Source organism: Azospira sp. MPR-LB4, assembly GCF_058809525.1.
This window is the reverse complement of the sequence record NZ_CM179521.1, coordinates 323,220-338,073: the sequence shown is the minus strand read 5'-3', so window position 1 is coordinate 338,073 and position 14,854 is coordinate 323,220. Positions and strand designations below refer to the sequence as shown.

The 14,854-nt window shown below is 65.8% G+C and carries 10 protein-coding genes and 2 tRNA genes; 6 read left to right on the top strand and 6 right to left on the bottom strand.

Annotation, left to right across the window (positions count from 1 at the left end):
- The first annotated feature begins 57 nt into the window (after window positions 1–57).
- On the top strand, window positions 58–2,820 hold the full coding sequence (locus AC3QLZ_RS01535) for an Rne/Rng family ribonuclease (RefSeq protein ID WP_014237488.1): 2,763 nt from the start codon (window positions 58–60) through the stop codon (window positions 2,818–2,820).
- An 88-nt stretch (window positions 2,821–2,908) separates the two neighbouring features.
- Here the strand turns inward: AC3QLZ_RS01535 and AC3QLZ_RS01530 are convergent, their stop codons facing one another.
- Both AC3QLZ_RS01530 and uvrB read right to left on the bottom strand, forming a co-directional pair.
- Complete coding sequence (locus tag AC3QLZ_RS01530) at window positions 2,909–3,436, bottom strand: low molecular weight protein-tyrosine-phosphatase (protein ID WP_014237487.1); 528 nt, start codon at window positions 3,434–3,436, stop codon at window positions 2,909–2,911.
- Window positions 3,433–5,505, bottom strand: a complete 2,073-nt coding sequence (gene uvrB / locus AC3QLZ_RS01525; RefSeq protein ID WP_014237486.1) for an excinuclease ABC subunit UvrB — start codon at window positions 5,503–5,505, stop codon at window positions 3,433–3,435. The genes AC3QLZ_RS01530 and uvrB overlap by 4 nt, the downstream gene beginning before the upstream one ends.
- A gap of 143 nt (window positions 5,506–5,648) precedes the next feature.
- Between uvrB and AC3QLZ_RS01520 the strand changes: the two genes are divergently transcribed.
- Window positions 5,649–6,857 carry an amino acid aminotransferase gene (locus tag AC3QLZ_RS01520; protein WP_014237485.1) on the top strand — a complete coding sequence of 403 codons (1,209 nt, stop codon included), beginning with the start codon at window positions 5,649–5,651 and terminating at the stop codon, window positions 6,855–6,857.
- Window positions 6,858–6,933: 76 nt separating this feature from the next.
- Here AC3QLZ_RS01520 and AC3QLZ_RS01515 read toward each other — a convergent pair whose 3' ends face one another.
- Entirely contained in the window at window positions 6,934–8,682 is a 1,749-nt protein-coding gene (locus AC3QLZ_RS01515) for a hypothetical protein (RefSeq protein WP_014237484.1), read from the bottom strand.
- Window positions 8,683–8,744: 62 nt separating this feature from the next.
- Here AC3QLZ_RS01515 and AC3QLZ_RS01510 point away from each other — a divergent pair.
- Together AC3QLZ_RS01510 and AC3QLZ_RS01505 are read left to right on the top strand one after the other, a co-directional pair.
- Window positions 8,745–8,820 (top strand) — tRNA-Asn (locus tag AC3QLZ_RS01510).
- 54 nt (window positions 8,821–8,874) lie between these two features.
- Window positions 8,875–8,950 (top strand) — tRNA-Asn (locus AC3QLZ_RS01505).
- A gap of 127 nt (window positions 8,951–9,077) precedes the next feature.
- Here AC3QLZ_RS01505 and AC3QLZ_RS01500 read toward each other — a convergent pair.
- A complete protein-coding gene (locus tag AC3QLZ_RS01500) occupies window positions 9,078–10,217 on the bottom strand; it encodes an AI-2E family transporter (protein WP_014237483.1) in 1,140 nt (379 codons plus the stop codon).
- Window positions 10,214–10,690: a cyclic nucleotide-binding domain-containing protein gene (locus AC3QLZ_RS01495; RefSeq protein WP_014237482.1), complete on the bottom strand. Its 477-nt coding sequence runs from the start codon at window positions 10,688–10,690 to the stop codon at window positions 10,214–10,216. Before AC3QLZ_RS01495 ends, AC3QLZ_RS01500 begins: the two co-directional genes overlap by 4 nt.
- Window positions 10,691–10,875: 185 nt before the next feature.
- Between AC3QLZ_RS01495 and moaA the strand changes: the two genes are divergently transcribed.
- Window positions 10,876–11,949 carry a GTP 3',8-cyclase MoaA gene (gene moaA / locus AC3QLZ_RS01490; protein ID WP_205230006.1) on the top strand — a complete coding sequence of 358 codons (1,074 nt, stop codon included), beginning with the start codon at window positions 10,876–10,878 and terminating at the stop codon, window positions 11,947–11,949.
- Between the two features lie 15 nt (window positions 11,950–11,964).
- On the opposite strand, the gene AC3QLZ_RS01485 is transcribed toward moaA, so the two are convergent.
- Window positions 11,965–12,747, bottom strand: a complete 783-nt coding sequence (locus tag AC3QLZ_RS01485) for a CZB domain-containing protein (RefSeq protein ID WP_014237480.1) — start codon at window positions 12,745–12,747, stop codon at window positions 11,965–11,967.
- A 184-nt stretch (window positions 12,748–12,931) separates the two neighbouring features.
- On the opposite strand from AC3QLZ_RS01485, the gene AC3QLZ_RS01480 reads away from it, so the two are divergent.
- Complete coding sequence (locus AC3QLZ_RS01480; protein ID WP_014237479.1) at window positions 12,932–14,851, top strand: putative bifunctional diguanylate cyclase/phosphodiesterase; 1,920 nt, start codon at window positions 12,932–12,934, stop codon at window positions 14,849–14,851.
- The last annotated feature ends 3 nt before the right edge of the window (window positions 14,852–14,854 follow it).

The following is a 14,854-nucleotide window of genomic DNA, read 5'->3' as shown; positions in this document are numbered from 1 at the left end:
TCGTGTCGCTGCCTGCGCCGGGACTCCGTTCGTGCGAAAAGTGCGGGAGCCCAATAAATGAAACGCATGCTTTTCAATGCGACACAGGCTGAAGAACTCCGTGTCGCCATTGTCGATGGCCAGAAACTGATTGACCTCGACATTGAGTCAGCCGCCAAGGAACAACGCAAGAGCAACATCTACAAGGGTGTCATCACCCGCATCGAACCCAGCCTCGAGGCCTGTTTCGTCAATTACGGCGAAGAGCGTCACGGCTTTCTCCCGTTCAAGGAAGTTTCCCGCTCCTATTTCCAGCCCGGCGTAGACAATCGCGCCAGCATCAAGGAAGCCCTCAAGGAAGGCCAGGAAGTCATCGTCCAGGTCGAGAAGGACGAGCGCGGCAACAAGGGCGCCGCCCTTACCACCTTCGTATCCCTGGCCGGCCGCTACCTGGTCCTGATGCCCAACAATCCCCGCGGCGGCGGCGTCTCCCGCCGTGTCGAAGGTGACGAACGGGCCGAACTGCGCGACGTTATGGACCAGTTGCAGGTCCCCGGCGGCATGAGCCTCATCGCCCGTACCGCCGCCATCGGCCGCAACGCCGAAGAACTGCAGTGGGACCTCAACTACCTGCTGAAGCTGTGGGAAGCCATCGAAGGCGCCGCCACCAGCCAGTCCGGCCCCTTCCTGATCTACCTGGAAGGCAGCCTGGTCATCCGCGCCATCCGCGACTATTTCCAGCCCGACATCGGTGAAATCCTCATCGATACGGACGAGATTTTCGAGCAGGCCCGTTCCTTCATGGGCACGGTCATGCCGGCCAACGAGAACCGGGTCAAGCTGTACCGGGACGACGTCCCCCTCTTCTCCCGCTTCCAGATCGAACACCAGATCGAATCGGCCTACTCCCGTCAGGTGAACCTGCCGTCCGGCGGCGCCATCGTCATCGACCACACCGAAGCCCTGGTGTCAGTGGACGTGAACTCCGGCCGCTCCACCCGCGGCCAGGACATTGAGGAAACCGCGCTCAAGACCAACCAGGAAGCGGCCGACGAAATCGCCCGCCAACTGCGCCTGCGCGACCTGGGCGGCCTCATTGTCATCGACTTCATCGACATGGAGAGCCAGAAAAACCAGCGCGAGGTGGAAAACCGCCTGCGCGACGCCCTCCGCCATGACCGGGCCCGGGTGCAGATGGGCAAGATCAGCCGCTTCGGCCTGATGGAACTGTCCCGCCAGCGCCTGCGTCCCGCCCTGGCCGAGACCAGCTACATCCCCTGCCCCCGCTGTACCGGCACCGGCCACATCCGCTCCACCGAATCGGCCGCCCTGCACATCCTGCGTATTCTCGAAGAGGAAGCGATGAAGGACAACACCGCCGCCGTGCATACCCAGGTGCCGGTGGACGTGGCCACCTTCCTGCTCAACGAGAAGCGCCCCGACATCCAGGCCATCGAGTTGCGCCACAAGGTCACCATCCTGCTGATCCCCAATGTGCACCTGGAAACTCCGGCCCACACCATTCAGCGCCTGCGCCACGACGACCTCAACAACGAGGACGTACAACAGCCGTCCTACCGCATGATGGAAATGCCGGCGGAAGAAGTGAAGCAACTGGCCAATGCCCAGAGCGAAGCCCGCCAGCCGCGCCAGGAAGCCGCCATCAAGCACATCACACCGGAGCAGCCCGCTCCCGTGGTGGCCGAGAAGCCGGCTGCCGCCCCTGTCGCCAAGAGTGAAGGCATCATCGGCAAGATTTTCTCCTGGTTCCGCGGCAACAAGACCGTCGAGCCCACTCCCGAACCGGCAGCCACCCCGCGCAAGGGCCGTGGCCAGCGCAGTGAAGGCCAGGGCCGCGGCGAGCAGCGCGGCCGTGGTCGTGGCGAACAGCGTGGCCGTGGCCGCGGTGAAGGCGCCGAAGGCCGCAACGGCGGCGAGCGGGGCGAACGCCCCACCCGCGGCGAAACCCAGGGCGACAATGCCCGCGAGCAGCAGCCTCGCGAAGGCCGTCGCCAACGGGGCGACCGGGGTGACCGCAACGGCGAGCGCAACAATGCCGTCCAGGCCGACAACGAGCGCGGCGAACAGCAGAACGAGCAGCGCAAGGAACGGCGCGAACGCCAGCCCCGCCGCGAACGCAACAGCGAGGACAAGGCCCAGCAGGCAGTAGCCGCCCAGGCCGATGCACTCAACACCCAGGCTGCCGGCACTGCTCCAGAGCAAGCTGCGCCCCAGGGTGATGAAGAGGGTGGTCGCGGTCGTCGCGGTCGTCGCAACAACCGTCGTGACCGGGGCGAGCGCCGCCAGGAAAATGGCGCTGAAGGCGAAGTGCAGCAAAATGCTGTCACCGAGGTAAGCCAAGAACAGGCGCCGGTCATCGCCGCCGCCGTTGTGGAAGTGGCAAACCCGGTCGAGCCCGTGGCAGTCGCCGCGGTGGAAGCTGTGGCGCCGACCGTTGCCGTGGTTGAGTCTGCAGCGGAAGTCGCGCCGGCAGTAGAGGAAGCCCCGGCAGCTGCAGTTGAAGCAGCAATCCCCGAAGCCGCCCCGGTCGTGGCCGTCGAAGAGGTCGTTGCACCGGTGGAGGAGCAGGTTATTCCGACCCCGCCCCGCGCCGTCGAACCCATTGCCGTGCCTCCGGCCGAAATCAAGCCCGTGGTCGCCAACATCGACCAGGCCCTGGAAGCCAGCGGCCTGGTGATGGTGGAAACCAGCGCGGATAAGGCCCGTCAGGTCCAGGCTGCAGTGGTGGAGAACGAAGTTCCCCGCCCCCGGCGTACCCGGCCGGCACCGGTGGTGATCAGCGACGAGCCTCTGGTGCTGGTGGAAACCCGCAACAAGTAAGGTAAGGCGTCAGCGCCAGGAAAAAGCCAGCTCCGTGGAGCTGGCTTTTTTTCGCCCTGAATTCGGGCAGGCACGATCCCAGGGGAAGTCAGGCCCGCTCAACGCTCCGCATACCGCCCCTGCCGGTGCCAAGCGGTTCTTCGCAGCCCAGTTCGCGCTTGAGGGATTCGATGAGGCCGAGGGAGGCATCCTCCACCATGTCCAGCACCACATCGAAACCGTAGCCGAGTCCATAGTAGGGATCCGGCACCTCGTCCTCGTCGAAATTGCGGGCGTAGTGCATGAACAGCTTGAGACGGTGCTGACGCTCCGGCGGGCAGATAGCCCGCAGGCCTTCCAGATTGCGCCGGTCCATGGCCAGGATCAGGTCGAAATATTCCATGTCGTCGGGCGCCACTTTGCGCGCCCGCAGTTCGGACAGGTCGTACCCCCGCTCGGCAGCTGCCCGCTGGGTACGGGGATCCGGCGATTCGCCGACGTGGTAGCCGTGGGTGCCGGCCGAATCCACCTGGACCCGGGACTCCAGATTGTGCAGCTGCAGGTGCTTGCGGAAAACGCCTTCTGCCGTGGGGGAGCGGCAGATATTGCCCATGCAGACGAAAAGAACCTTGATCATGTCTCATCCCTGTCATGCACTGCCGCCCCGAAGGCCTGCTGCTTGAGGCGGAACAATTCATCCCGGGCCGCCGCTGCCTTTTCGAACTCCAGGTTCTTGGCTGACTCGAGCATCTGTTTTTCCAGCCGCTTGATTTCCTTGGCCAGATTCTTTTCGGACATTGTTTCATAAACCGCCTGTTGCTGGGCAGCCTTCAGTTCCTTCTGCGCCGCGTCGGGGTCGTAGACGCCGTCGATGATGTCCTTGATGCGCTTGGAGACCCCCTTGGGCGTGATGCCGTGGGCCTCGTTATGGGCCATCTGCTTGGCCCGGCGCCGCTCGGTCTCGTCCATGGCACGCCGCATGGAGTCCGTCACCCGGTCGGCATAGAGAATGGCTGTCCCGTTGAGGTGACGGGCGGCCCGGCCGATGGTCTGGATCAGGGAACGCTCCGAACGCAGGAAGCCCTCCTTGTCCGCATCGAGAATGGCCACCAGGGATACCTCGGGGATGTCCAAACCTTCCCGCAGCAGGTTGATGCCCACCAGCACGTCGAATTCCCCCAGGCGCAGGTCGCGGATGATCTCCACCCGCTCCACGGTGTCGATATCCGAGTGCACATAGCGCACCTTGATGCCGTTTTCCCTTAAGTAATCGGTCAGGTCCTCGGCCATGCGTTTGGTCAGGGTGGTTACCAGCACCCGCTCGGAAACGGCGATGCGCTTGCGGATTTCGGAGAGCAGGTCGTCCACCTGGGTCATGGCCGGACGCACCAGCACCACCGGGTCGATCAGGCCAGTGGGGCGCACCACCTGCTCCACCACCTGGCCCTGGTGCTGCTTTTCATAATCAGAAGGCGTGGCCGAAACGAAGATGGTCTGGCGCATCAGGCGCTCGAATTCCTCGAACTTGAGGGGGCGGTTGTCCAGGGCCGACGGAAGGCGGAAACCGTAATCCACCAGGTTTTCCTTACGCGAACGGTCACCCTTGTACATGGCGCCCACCTGGCCGATGGCCACGTGGGATTCGTCGATGAACATCAGGGCGTCGGGCGGCAGGTAATCCAGCAGGGTTGGCGGTGCTTCGCCTGGCTTGCGTCCGGACAGGTGGCGCGAGTAGTTTTCGATGCCTTTGCAAAAGCCCAGTTCGTTGAGCATCTCCAGATCGAAGCGGGTGCGCTGCTCAATGCGCTGGGCTTCCACCAGCCGCTGTTCCTTGTGGAAGAACTCCAGCCGCTTGCGCAACTCCTCCTTGATGCCCTCCACGGCCCGCAGCACCGTGGCCCGGGGTGTGACGTAATGACTGGAGGGATAGATGGTGAAACGGGGCAGCTTGTGCAGCAGGTGGCCGGTCAGGGGATCGAACAGTTGCAGGGTCTCGATCTCGTCGTCGAAAAGGCAGACCCGGATGGCGTGTTCCGCGTGCTCCGCGGGGAAGATGTCGATGACGTCGCCGCGGACACGGAAGGTGCCGCGCTGGAAATCCACCTCGTTGCGCTCGTACTGCATTTCCGAGAGGCGCTTGATGATGTCCCGCTGGCCGGCTTTGTCGCCCTGGCGCAGGTGCAGGATCATGTTGTGATAGTCGTCCTTGTCGCCGATACCGTAGATGCAGGAGACGGTGGCCACGATCACCACATCACGCCGCTCCAGCAGGCTTTTGGTGGCTGACAGCCGCATCTGCTCGATGTGGTCGTTGATGGACGAATCCTTCTCGATGAACAGGTCCCGGGAGGGCACGTAGGCCTCGGGCTGGTAGTAATCGTAGTAGGAGACGAAATACTCCACCGCGTTCTCCGGCAGGAATTCCCGGAACTCGGCGTAGAGCTGGGCCGCCAGGGTCTTGTTGGGCGCCAGGATGAGGGCCGGCCGGCCGGTGCGGGCAATGACGTTGGCCATGGTGTAAGTCTTGCCGGAGCCGGTCACGCCGAGCAGGGTCTGATAGGACAGACCGTCTTCCAGGCCCTCCACCAGCAGGCGGATGGCCTCCGGCTGATCCCCCGCGGGAGGGAACGGCTGGTGCAGGCGATAGGGACTGCCGGGAAAGGTGACGACTTCCGCGGTTTGCGGGCTGCTGGGGGATGTGCTCATGTTAGAATTATCCGTTGCGCCTGTTGCTTCTGCTTTCGCTGCAGTGAATCATCGGCAGAACAACTTGTAAGCGCACATTATTCACCAACTCGCGGCATGGCGCATGGCGCAGCGCCGCATGACTGGCACAACAGGAGCAACGCATGAGTTCGTCGATCTTTGCTTCCGTGGAGATGGCTCCGCGGGACCCGATTCTTGGTCTGACCGAGGCGTTCAACGCCGACACCCGCGCTACCAAGGTTAACCTGGGCGTTGGCGTCTATTACGACGACAACGGCAAGATTCCCCTCCTCGCTGCCGTCAAGGCCGCCGAGAAGGCCCGCCTGGAAACCATGCCGCCCCGCGGCTACCAGCCCATCGAGGGCCTCAACGCCTACAACCAGGCCGTGCAGAACCTGCTCTTCGGTGCCGGTTCCGAGCTGCTGGCCGCCGGCCGCGTCATCACCGCCGAAGCCCTGGGTGGCACCGGCGCGCTGAAGATCGGCGCCGATTTCCTCAAGCGCATCTCCCCCAACGCCAAGGTTTACATCAGCGATCCCTCCTGGGAAAACCACCGGGCCCTGTTCGAGTCCGCCGGTTTCGTGGTGGAAAACTATCCCTACTACGACGCCGCCACCCGCGGTGTGAACTTCGCCGGCATGAAGTCCTTCCTGGAAGGCCTGGCTGCCGGTTCCATCATCATCCTGCACGCCTGTTGCCACAACCCCACCGGTGCCGACCTCTCCGACGCCCAGTGGCAGGAAGTGGTGGACGTGTGCAAGGCCAAGGGTCTGGTGCCCTTCCTGGACATGGCCTACCAGGGCTTCGCCGACGGCATCGACGCCGATGCCGTGGCCGTGCGCGCCTTCTCCGCCTCCGGCCTGCAGTTCTTCGTTTCCAGCTCCTTCTCCAAGAGCTTCTCCCTCTATGGCGAGCGCGTCGGCGCCCTGTCCGTCGTCACCGCCAGCAAGGAAGAGTCCGCCCGCGTCCTGTCCCAGGTGAAGCGCGTCATCCGCACCAACTACTCCAACCCGCCCACCCATGGCGGTGCCGTGGTGGCCGCGGTGCTGTCCACTCCCGAACTGCGCCAGATGTGGGAAGACGAACTGGCCGGCATGCGCGACCGTATCCGCGCCATGCGCGTGGCCCTGGTGGACAAGCTGAAGGCCAAGGGCGTGGCCCAGGACTTCTCCTTCGTGGTGAAGCAGCGCGGCATGTTCTCCTACACCGGCCTCACCTCCGCCCAGGTGGATGTGCTGCGCAACGAGTTCGGCATCTACGCCGTGGGTACCGGCCGCATCTGTCTGGCCGCCCTCAACAGCAAGAACATCGACGCCGTGGTCGATGCCATTGCCGCCGTGCTGAAGGCCTGACAGCCGGCTGCAACTGCAACTGCATGAAAAAGGGCGAGGTTTCCACCTCGCCCTTTTTTTCGCCCTATCTCTCGATTCAGCGGCGCCCGCCGCGCAACACCGGAGCCTCCAGGGTACCGCCCAGGGTCAGGGGCATGCGCAGCACGTTACCCTTGCCACCCACCTGGACATCCAGGCTGCCTCCCAGGCTGCCATCGACATTCACCGCAGCGACACCGGAAGCACGCAGCAGGCCGGCAGTCAGCTGCAGGTCGTAGAAGCGCTTGCCCTGCAGGTCCACCCGGACCTTGCCGCCCAGTTGTTCAAAGCGGGTCTCACCGCCGCGCAGCGGCTCGCTCGATGCCCGCCGCACGGCCTCTGCCAGATCCACCGGCAGCAGCCCCCGGTTCACCACAAAACTGCCCTCTCCCTGGGCCAGGCTCAGGGGACGCGACCAGTCGGCCGCCCGGCCGCTCAGGCGCAGGGAGGCATCGACCTGCCCCTCGCCCTTCGCCCCTCCCAGCAGCAGTTGATTAAGCCGGGCCAGGGAAAGATGCTTGAGCACCAGATCCGTTTCCAGGCGCACTCCGCCGTTCCAGTTGAGGGAAAGGGAGCCGCTCACCTGCCCCTCCAGGGTTCGGCTATCGATACTGGACAGGCGCAGCCCGTCCCGGGTCAGAAGCCCCTGGGCATTGAGGGAATCAAAACGGAGATGACTGTCCTTCACCGGCTCCCAGCCCAGTCCTTCCAGGCTCAACTGCATGCCCCCCGGGGCCTGGGTCAGGTCCAGGGACAAGGTGCGGGCCTCGTCATGCAAGGACAGGCGCAGGGGCATGGCAGCCCCTTCCGGCACCAGGGTACCAGCGAGGGGACCAAGGGACTGGCCGCCCAACTGGAGCGTGATCTCCCCCAGTTCGATGGCGGGGAAAACCACCGCCGCCGCCCGCGCCCCCTGGACCCATTCAGAGACGCTGGCGAGGACCGGCAGAGGCAGGCTCACGCCACGCACCTCCACCTGCTTCAGGGTCCGCCAATGTCCCAATTGGGGCAGGAAACGCACGCTGCCGATGGCAATCCCCTCCCCCTGGCCCACGTGCACGCCTTCCAGCACCAGCCCGGGATGGGGCAGGAAGGTGGCGTGCAGCCGGGCCGCCTTCACCGGCTGCTGCAGCATGCGGGTCAGCACCGCCTCCACCTCCGGCCGATGGTTGTCATAGGGATACAGCAGCAGCGCCGCAAGAGCCAGCCCCAGGGCTGCGCACACACCCCACAGCGCCTTGCCCAACGGCCCCAGGGGAGCACGTCCCCCGCGACGGATGGGACGGATGCCCGTCTCTTCGCCTGCAGGCGTCTTCTTCGGCCGCGACGCCTTGCCGCCCTCGGCCGACGCTTCCGTCTGGGTGGACCAGCCGGCCAGCCAGGCGACCGTGGGCGGCTTGTCAGCAGGTGCCGAGCCAGCCTGTGGCGCCGTCTCGGCCGGGGACGCCACCGGTGCCACAGCCTCCTGCGCTGCCGGTGCGACCTGGACCTCTTCCTGGCGGGAATTGCCGCCGAAGGCGGAAAGCTGGCCCAGGGCCACTTCCTTGACCTTCTGCACCACCGCCGTGCCCTTGTCCCAGACCGACGGCTGCTCCAGCACGGGGGCGATAAAGCCGTCCTTTTCCAGTTCGCTGAGGGCGCTCTCCACCAGCTGCTCGTTGCCCACCTTTTCCCCCAGGTCGGCAACGCTGGTTCGTCCGTCCACCAGGATCAACACCATGCGCAAATGACGCTGCACGAGGCGGGTGCGTTGACGCATTGCCTCCTCACCCGCGGCGGTCTTTTCGTAGATCAGATTCGTATCCATATTTTTTTAATGATCCGATTGACGACGTTAATTTTGAAAACTATAATTCGCGCCTCTTCTGTTCCCCGATAGCTCAGTTGGTAGAGCGCCGGACTGTTAATCCGTAGGTCCCTGGTTCGAGCCCAGGTCGGGGAGCCAAGAATTCAGAAGGCAGCCGCAGGGCTGTTTTGCAGCAAGGTTAGTTGTAGTAGTTCCTCGATAGCTCAGTCGGTAGAGCGCCGGACTGTTAATCCGTAGGTCCCTGGTTCGAGCCCAGGTCGGGGAGCCAAATTCAAGCGGCCCGCATTCGTGCGGGCCGTTTCCGTTTACCGCAGCGACACCACCTTCCCAGCCGGCCCGGACAGGCCGCACCCCCACTCTACGCGCAAGCGACGGCGCCCGCCAAGGGGCCAATATCACAGCAGGTCCCCGGTCACCGCCGCGTGCCGCAGGCGGCGGGCATGGGCATGGCGGGCCTGCAGGCGGGGATCGTTCACCACCTGCCCCACGGTTTCCCCCAGAACCATCACCACACCGAGCAGGGGCAACACCAGCATGAGACCGGAGATGCCCGCCACGGCACCGCCGACGAAAATCATGATCACCGTCAGCAGCGGATGCAGGTGCAGACTGCGCCCCACCGTCATGGGCATGAAGAAGAAATCGTCGAGCAGGCGCACCAGGATGAAGAGGCCGATGGCACCGTAGGCCATGCCCGGATTGCCGGGAAAATCGGTGGCCGCCACCAGCACCACCAACGCGCAGCCGAGGATGGAGCCCACATAGGGAACCCAGGCCAGGACGGCAGTCACCAGCCCCAGCAGGAAGGGGGCCGAAATCCCCAGGGCCCACAACCCCAGAGCCAGGGTCAGGGTGTCGAGCAGGGTCAGCTTGAGCAGGCCGGTGAAGTACATGCGGGCGGTGCGATCCACTTCGTCCAGCAGGTACAGGGTGCGCTCGAGAAAGGCATTGGGCACGGCATGGATGATGAATTTCTTGAAACGCCGCCCGTCCCGCAGGAAAAAGAAGGCCAGGAAAGGCGCCAGCAGCAGGGAGGGCAGCCAGGCCGCCGCCAGCATCACCGCGCCGGCCAGGTTGCGGGAGACGAAATTGGCGGAAAAATCGGAGATGCCCTTGCGCACGCTGTCCGTGAGATGGGCCTGGGCCAGGAATTCAAAGCTGTTTTCCAGGGAGGACAGACTCCCCAGGACGAAGCCCACGCCGCCGGCAAGATAGCGCCCGCCCCACTCGTTCCAGCTCACCGCATGGGCGGCAATCCAGGGGGCCGCCAGGCCCAGGGCGCCGCCCAGGAGAAGGAAGGCACCAAAGCAAACCAACGAGGCGCCGGCAGTGACGGAATAGCCCGCCAGCACCAGTCGCAAGACAGCGGGCAGGAGGGCGTAATAGATGATCAGGGCCAGGATGAAGGGCACCACCAGCCACAGGATTTTCTGGAAGAGGAACAGCAGCAGACAGGTCGTGCCGAGGATGCAGGCCCACACCAGGGGGCCCGCCGCACGGGGCTGGCGGGGGAAGGGGCGGACCACAGGGCTCACGCCACCACCTCCTGGGGCTGAGGCTGGGGCAGGCTGATGCTGCGCAACCGCTGCCCCAGATGGCGGGCCAGCTGCAGGGAAATCTTGGAGGCGATGAGGGCATGGGTCTGCAACAGGCCGACAAACTCGCCGCGGAACATCACCGCCAGGGTGCTGTCGTCCAGGGCCCGGGCCTGGGCCATGCGGGGGCTGTCGTCGAGCAGGGCCAGTTCGCCGAAAAAGCTGCCGCCCCCCAGTTCGGCCAGGGGCGTATTGCTGTGGCCCGGATGGAAGATGCCGATGCGGCCGTCCAGGGCGAAATAGATGCCCTGCCCGTCCTCCCCCGCATCGAAGACCACCTCGCCGGCCAGATAGCGGCGTTCATGCAGCAGCAGGTCCACAATCACCAGCTCCCGGACGCTGAGGTCCTGGAACAGGGAAATGGAGCGAAGGCGCTTGAGCCGGGGCGATTCCTTGGTGGCGAAGCGGAACATGGCAGACGAACCGGGCTGTGGAGATAGGGCATCATAAGCCATGTATGACGTATGGCACACCCCGGAGGTAAAACCACCGACAGCCTTGGCGACGAAAAACGGATTTGACCCATATCATGGGCGCCCCGGATAAAACCAATGAAGCTCGATCTGGTCCAACCGCCATCCCCGACAGCCAAGTAATCATGCAGAACGACAGCCTGCCGCCCCGCTCCGGCCTCCTCGCCTTCCCCCCGGACAATGCCGCAGCCATTGCCCTGCCGCCGGGCGCCGGCCCGCTGCAGGACGGCCACGGGCGCCGCATCAGCTATCTCCGCCTGTCCCTCACCGACCGCTGCGACTTCCGCTGTACCTACTGCATGGCCGAGGACATGACCTTCCTGCCCCGGCACCAGGTGATGAGCCTGGAGGAGTCCCTGCGCCTGTCCCGCCTTTTCGTCGGCCTGGGCGTCACCAAGCTGCGCATCACCGGCGGCGAACCCCTGGTCCGGCGGGACGCCCTGTGGCTGCTGGAGCGGCTGGCCGCCCTGGAGGGCCTGAAGGAACTGGTGCTGACCACCAACGGCTCCCAGCTGGAACGCTTTGCCGCGCCCCTGGCCCGGGCCGGCGTACAGCGCCTCAACATCAGCCTGGACAGCCTGCGCCCGGAGCGTTTCCGCGCCATCACCCGCATCGGCGACCTGCACCAGGTGCTGCGCGGCATCGCCGCGGCCCAGGCCGCCGGCTTCCGGCGCATCAAGCTGAACACGGTGATGATGCGCGGCACCAACGACGATGAACTGGCGGACCTGGTGGCCTACTGCATGGCCGAAGGGCTGGACATCGCCTTCATCGAGGAAATGCCCCTGGGAGACCTGGGCCACGGTCGCAGCGGCACCTACTTCTCCTCCGACGAAGCCCTGCTGCGCCTGCAGGAACGCTTCCCCCTGCAGGCCAGCGACGAGAGCAGCGGCGGCCCGGCCCGCTACTGGCGCATTGCCGGCAGCGAGACCCGGGTCGGCTTCATCTCGCCCCACTCCCACAATTTCTGCGACACCTGCAACCGGGTGCGGGTCACCGCCACCGGCGAGCTTTATCCCTGCCTCGGGCAGAACGACGCCACCCCCCTGTTGCCCCTGCTGCGCCGCCACCCCGAAGACGACGAACCGGCGCGCCAGGCCATCCTGCGCACCCTGGGCATGAAGGCCCTGGGCCACGATTTCACCCGCCAGCTGGATGCGCCCCAGGTGGTGCGCTTCATGTCCGCCACCGGCGGCTAGACAGCGCCCTCCGCCTCAGCCCAGGCTGGCCAGCTGGGAGGCCGCCAGCAGGGGAATGAGGGCGCCGCCGGAAGCGCTGTCGCCGATGAAGGCCTGGGGCACCAGGCTGCCCAGCCGGCCCCGGGCCGGATGCACCTCGGCCGCGCTGACGGAGCGGATGTCCAGCACCCGGTCCACGCCCAGGGCGGTGCGCTGGCCCGAGTCATTGAGGATCAGGGCCAGGGGCCGCTTCAAAGTAGGCACCAGGGCAATGACCGTATCGAACAGCGCCAGCAGTTCCGCCAGCACGCCCTGCCGGGCCGCCTCCAGGGCTGCCAGGGCCTCCTCCCGCCGACCGGCCGCCACCTGGCCGAGCAGCACTTCGGCCAGGCCATGGACCACGGCGTGGGGATGCTCGAACTGGGACAGCAGCAGGGCCAGCCGCCGATCCTCGGTGCGGAAGGCGTAGAACCACTGGCCGAAGGCGCACTCCCGGGGACTGTGGGCCTTGGTGAAAGGAATGTCGTGGCGCAGGGACTGCTCCAGGGCTGCCATCCAGTCCAGATGGTCCTGCCGCCGCCGGGGCAGGGTCTGGGCCAGCTCGTCGAATTCGCGGAACACGCTGGGCTCCCCCAGGGGGTCCCACAGCGGCCGCCAGGGAATGGCCTGGCCCTGGAACAGGATCATGCCGCCCTCGGCGGAAATGCCCTGCCGCCCCTCCTCGCCGCCGAGGGAAAGGATGTGTTCCACCTCCTGCAATGGCAGGGCCAGGGTTATCCTGCCGACCTGAAATATGACCAGCGACTGCTCATCGGCCATGGGGTTGCTCCTTTAACTTGCCTTGTCCGGATGCAGAATAAGCCAAAAGTAGTAGATAGGGATGGCAAGATGGCGCCAGACGCTCTAACCTTGACGATACTGCGGCCGCCCGCCGCCGGAAAACCGTTCCGGCCGGCGGGGCGCTCCGCCCAACCCGGCCCAGACCGTAGACCAGACTGAGTCCATGCCCCAGATCCTGCCCCTCATCCTCGGCACCGCCGACAGCACCCCGCCCCAGGGCGTCGGGCTGCACCGCAGCTGGCACTCCTGGCCGCCCCTGCTGTTGCTGGCCGCCTGCATCAGCGCCGGCCTGGCGGCGGTGTATGTGGAGCAGCCCTGGCTGTCCTGGCTCACCTTCCTCGCCTGCGGCGTTGCCGCCGTCTGCAGCGTGCGGGAAATCGTCATCCTGCGCCGTGCCGCCCGGGCCTACGAACTGGCCATGGAAGGGGCCCACGACGGCATGTGGACCTGGAACCCCCTGAGCAAGGAGCTGACGGCCGGCCAGCGCCTTCACGCCATTCTCGGCTACGGCGAAAACTTTCTGATGGATACCCACGCCTGGCTGACCCTGGTGCATCCGGAAGACACGGCCCGCTACAACCGGGCAGTGTCCGAGCACCTCAAGGGGCTGACGCCCCACTTCTATTGCGAGTACCGGGTGCGGGCCAAGAGCGGCGAATACCGCTGGATCGCCTCCCGCGGCATCGCCGTGCGGGACGCCCGGGGCGTTGCCACCCTGATGGCCGGCTCCGTCACCGACATCACCGAGCGCAAGCTGCACGAGGAGCGCATGCGCTACCTGGCCCACCACGACCAGCTGACGGGCCTGCCCAACCGGCTGCTGCTGGCGGACCGCCTGCCCCAGGCCCTGACCCGGGCCAAACGCCAGCAGAGCCGGGCCGCCGTGCTGTTCGTGGACCTGGACCGTTTCAAGAACATCAACGACTCCCTCGGCCACAATCAGGGCGACCGGCTGCTGCAGAGCGTGGCCCGCCGCCTGCAGGAATGCCTGCGCCAGTCCGACACCATCGTGCGCCAGGGCGGCGACGAATTCATCGTCATCCTGGAAGACCTGCAGCTGCCGGAACAGGCCGGCCAGATCGGCGCCAAGCTGCTGGAAACCCTCGCCAGCCCCTACCGGGAGGATGGCTACGACTTCTTCCTCACCGCCAGCATCGGCATCGCCCTCTATCCCGACGACGGCGACGACGCCGACACCCTGCTGCGCAACGCCGACACCGCCATGTACGAGGGCAAGTCCAGCGGCGGCAACACCGTGCGCTTCTACACCGGCCGCATGAACGAGCGCCTGCAGTCCCGGGTCAGCCTGGAGAACGGCCTGCGCCGGGCCCTGGAGCGCGACGAGCTGCAGCTCTACTACCAGCCCCAGATCGACCTGGCCAGCGGCCGCCTGCTGGGGGCCGAAGCCCTGCTGCGCTGGAACGACGGCGGCCGCCTGATCCCGCCGGACCAGTTCATCCCGGTGGCCGAGGAAACCGGCCTCATCGTTCCCATCGGCCTCTGGGTGCTGGACACGGCCATCGCCCGGGCTGCCGCCTGGCGCCGCCACTGGCAGCTGCGGCAAGGCATGGGGGCCACGCCGCCGCGCATCGCCATCAATCTCTCGGCGCGCCAGTTCTGGGGCGGCGGCATCGCCGAGCACGTGCTGCTGCGCCTGGAACGGGAGGGCCTGCCGCCCTCCACCATCGAACTGGAAGTGACCGAATCCGTGCTGCTGCGGCAGGAGGCCGACTGCCTGGAGGAACTGCGGCGCCTGCGGGAGGCCGGCGTCGGCCTGGCCCTGGACGACTTCGGCACCGGCTATTCCTCCCTCTCCTACCTGCGCCTGCTGCCCATCGACACCCTGAAGATCGACAAGTCCTTCATCTTCCCCCTGGACGAGGACCAGGACGGGGAAGCGGCCGCCATCGTGCGCGCCATCCTGGCCATGGCCCACACCCTGGGGCACAAGGTGGTGGCCGAGGGCGTGGAGCGGCAGACCCAGCTGGAATTGCTGCGGACCATGGGCTGCGACAGTTTCCAGGGCTACTTGGAAAGCCGCCCCCTGCCACCAGAGGCCTTTCTCCAGCGCTATTGCCCCTGAGGG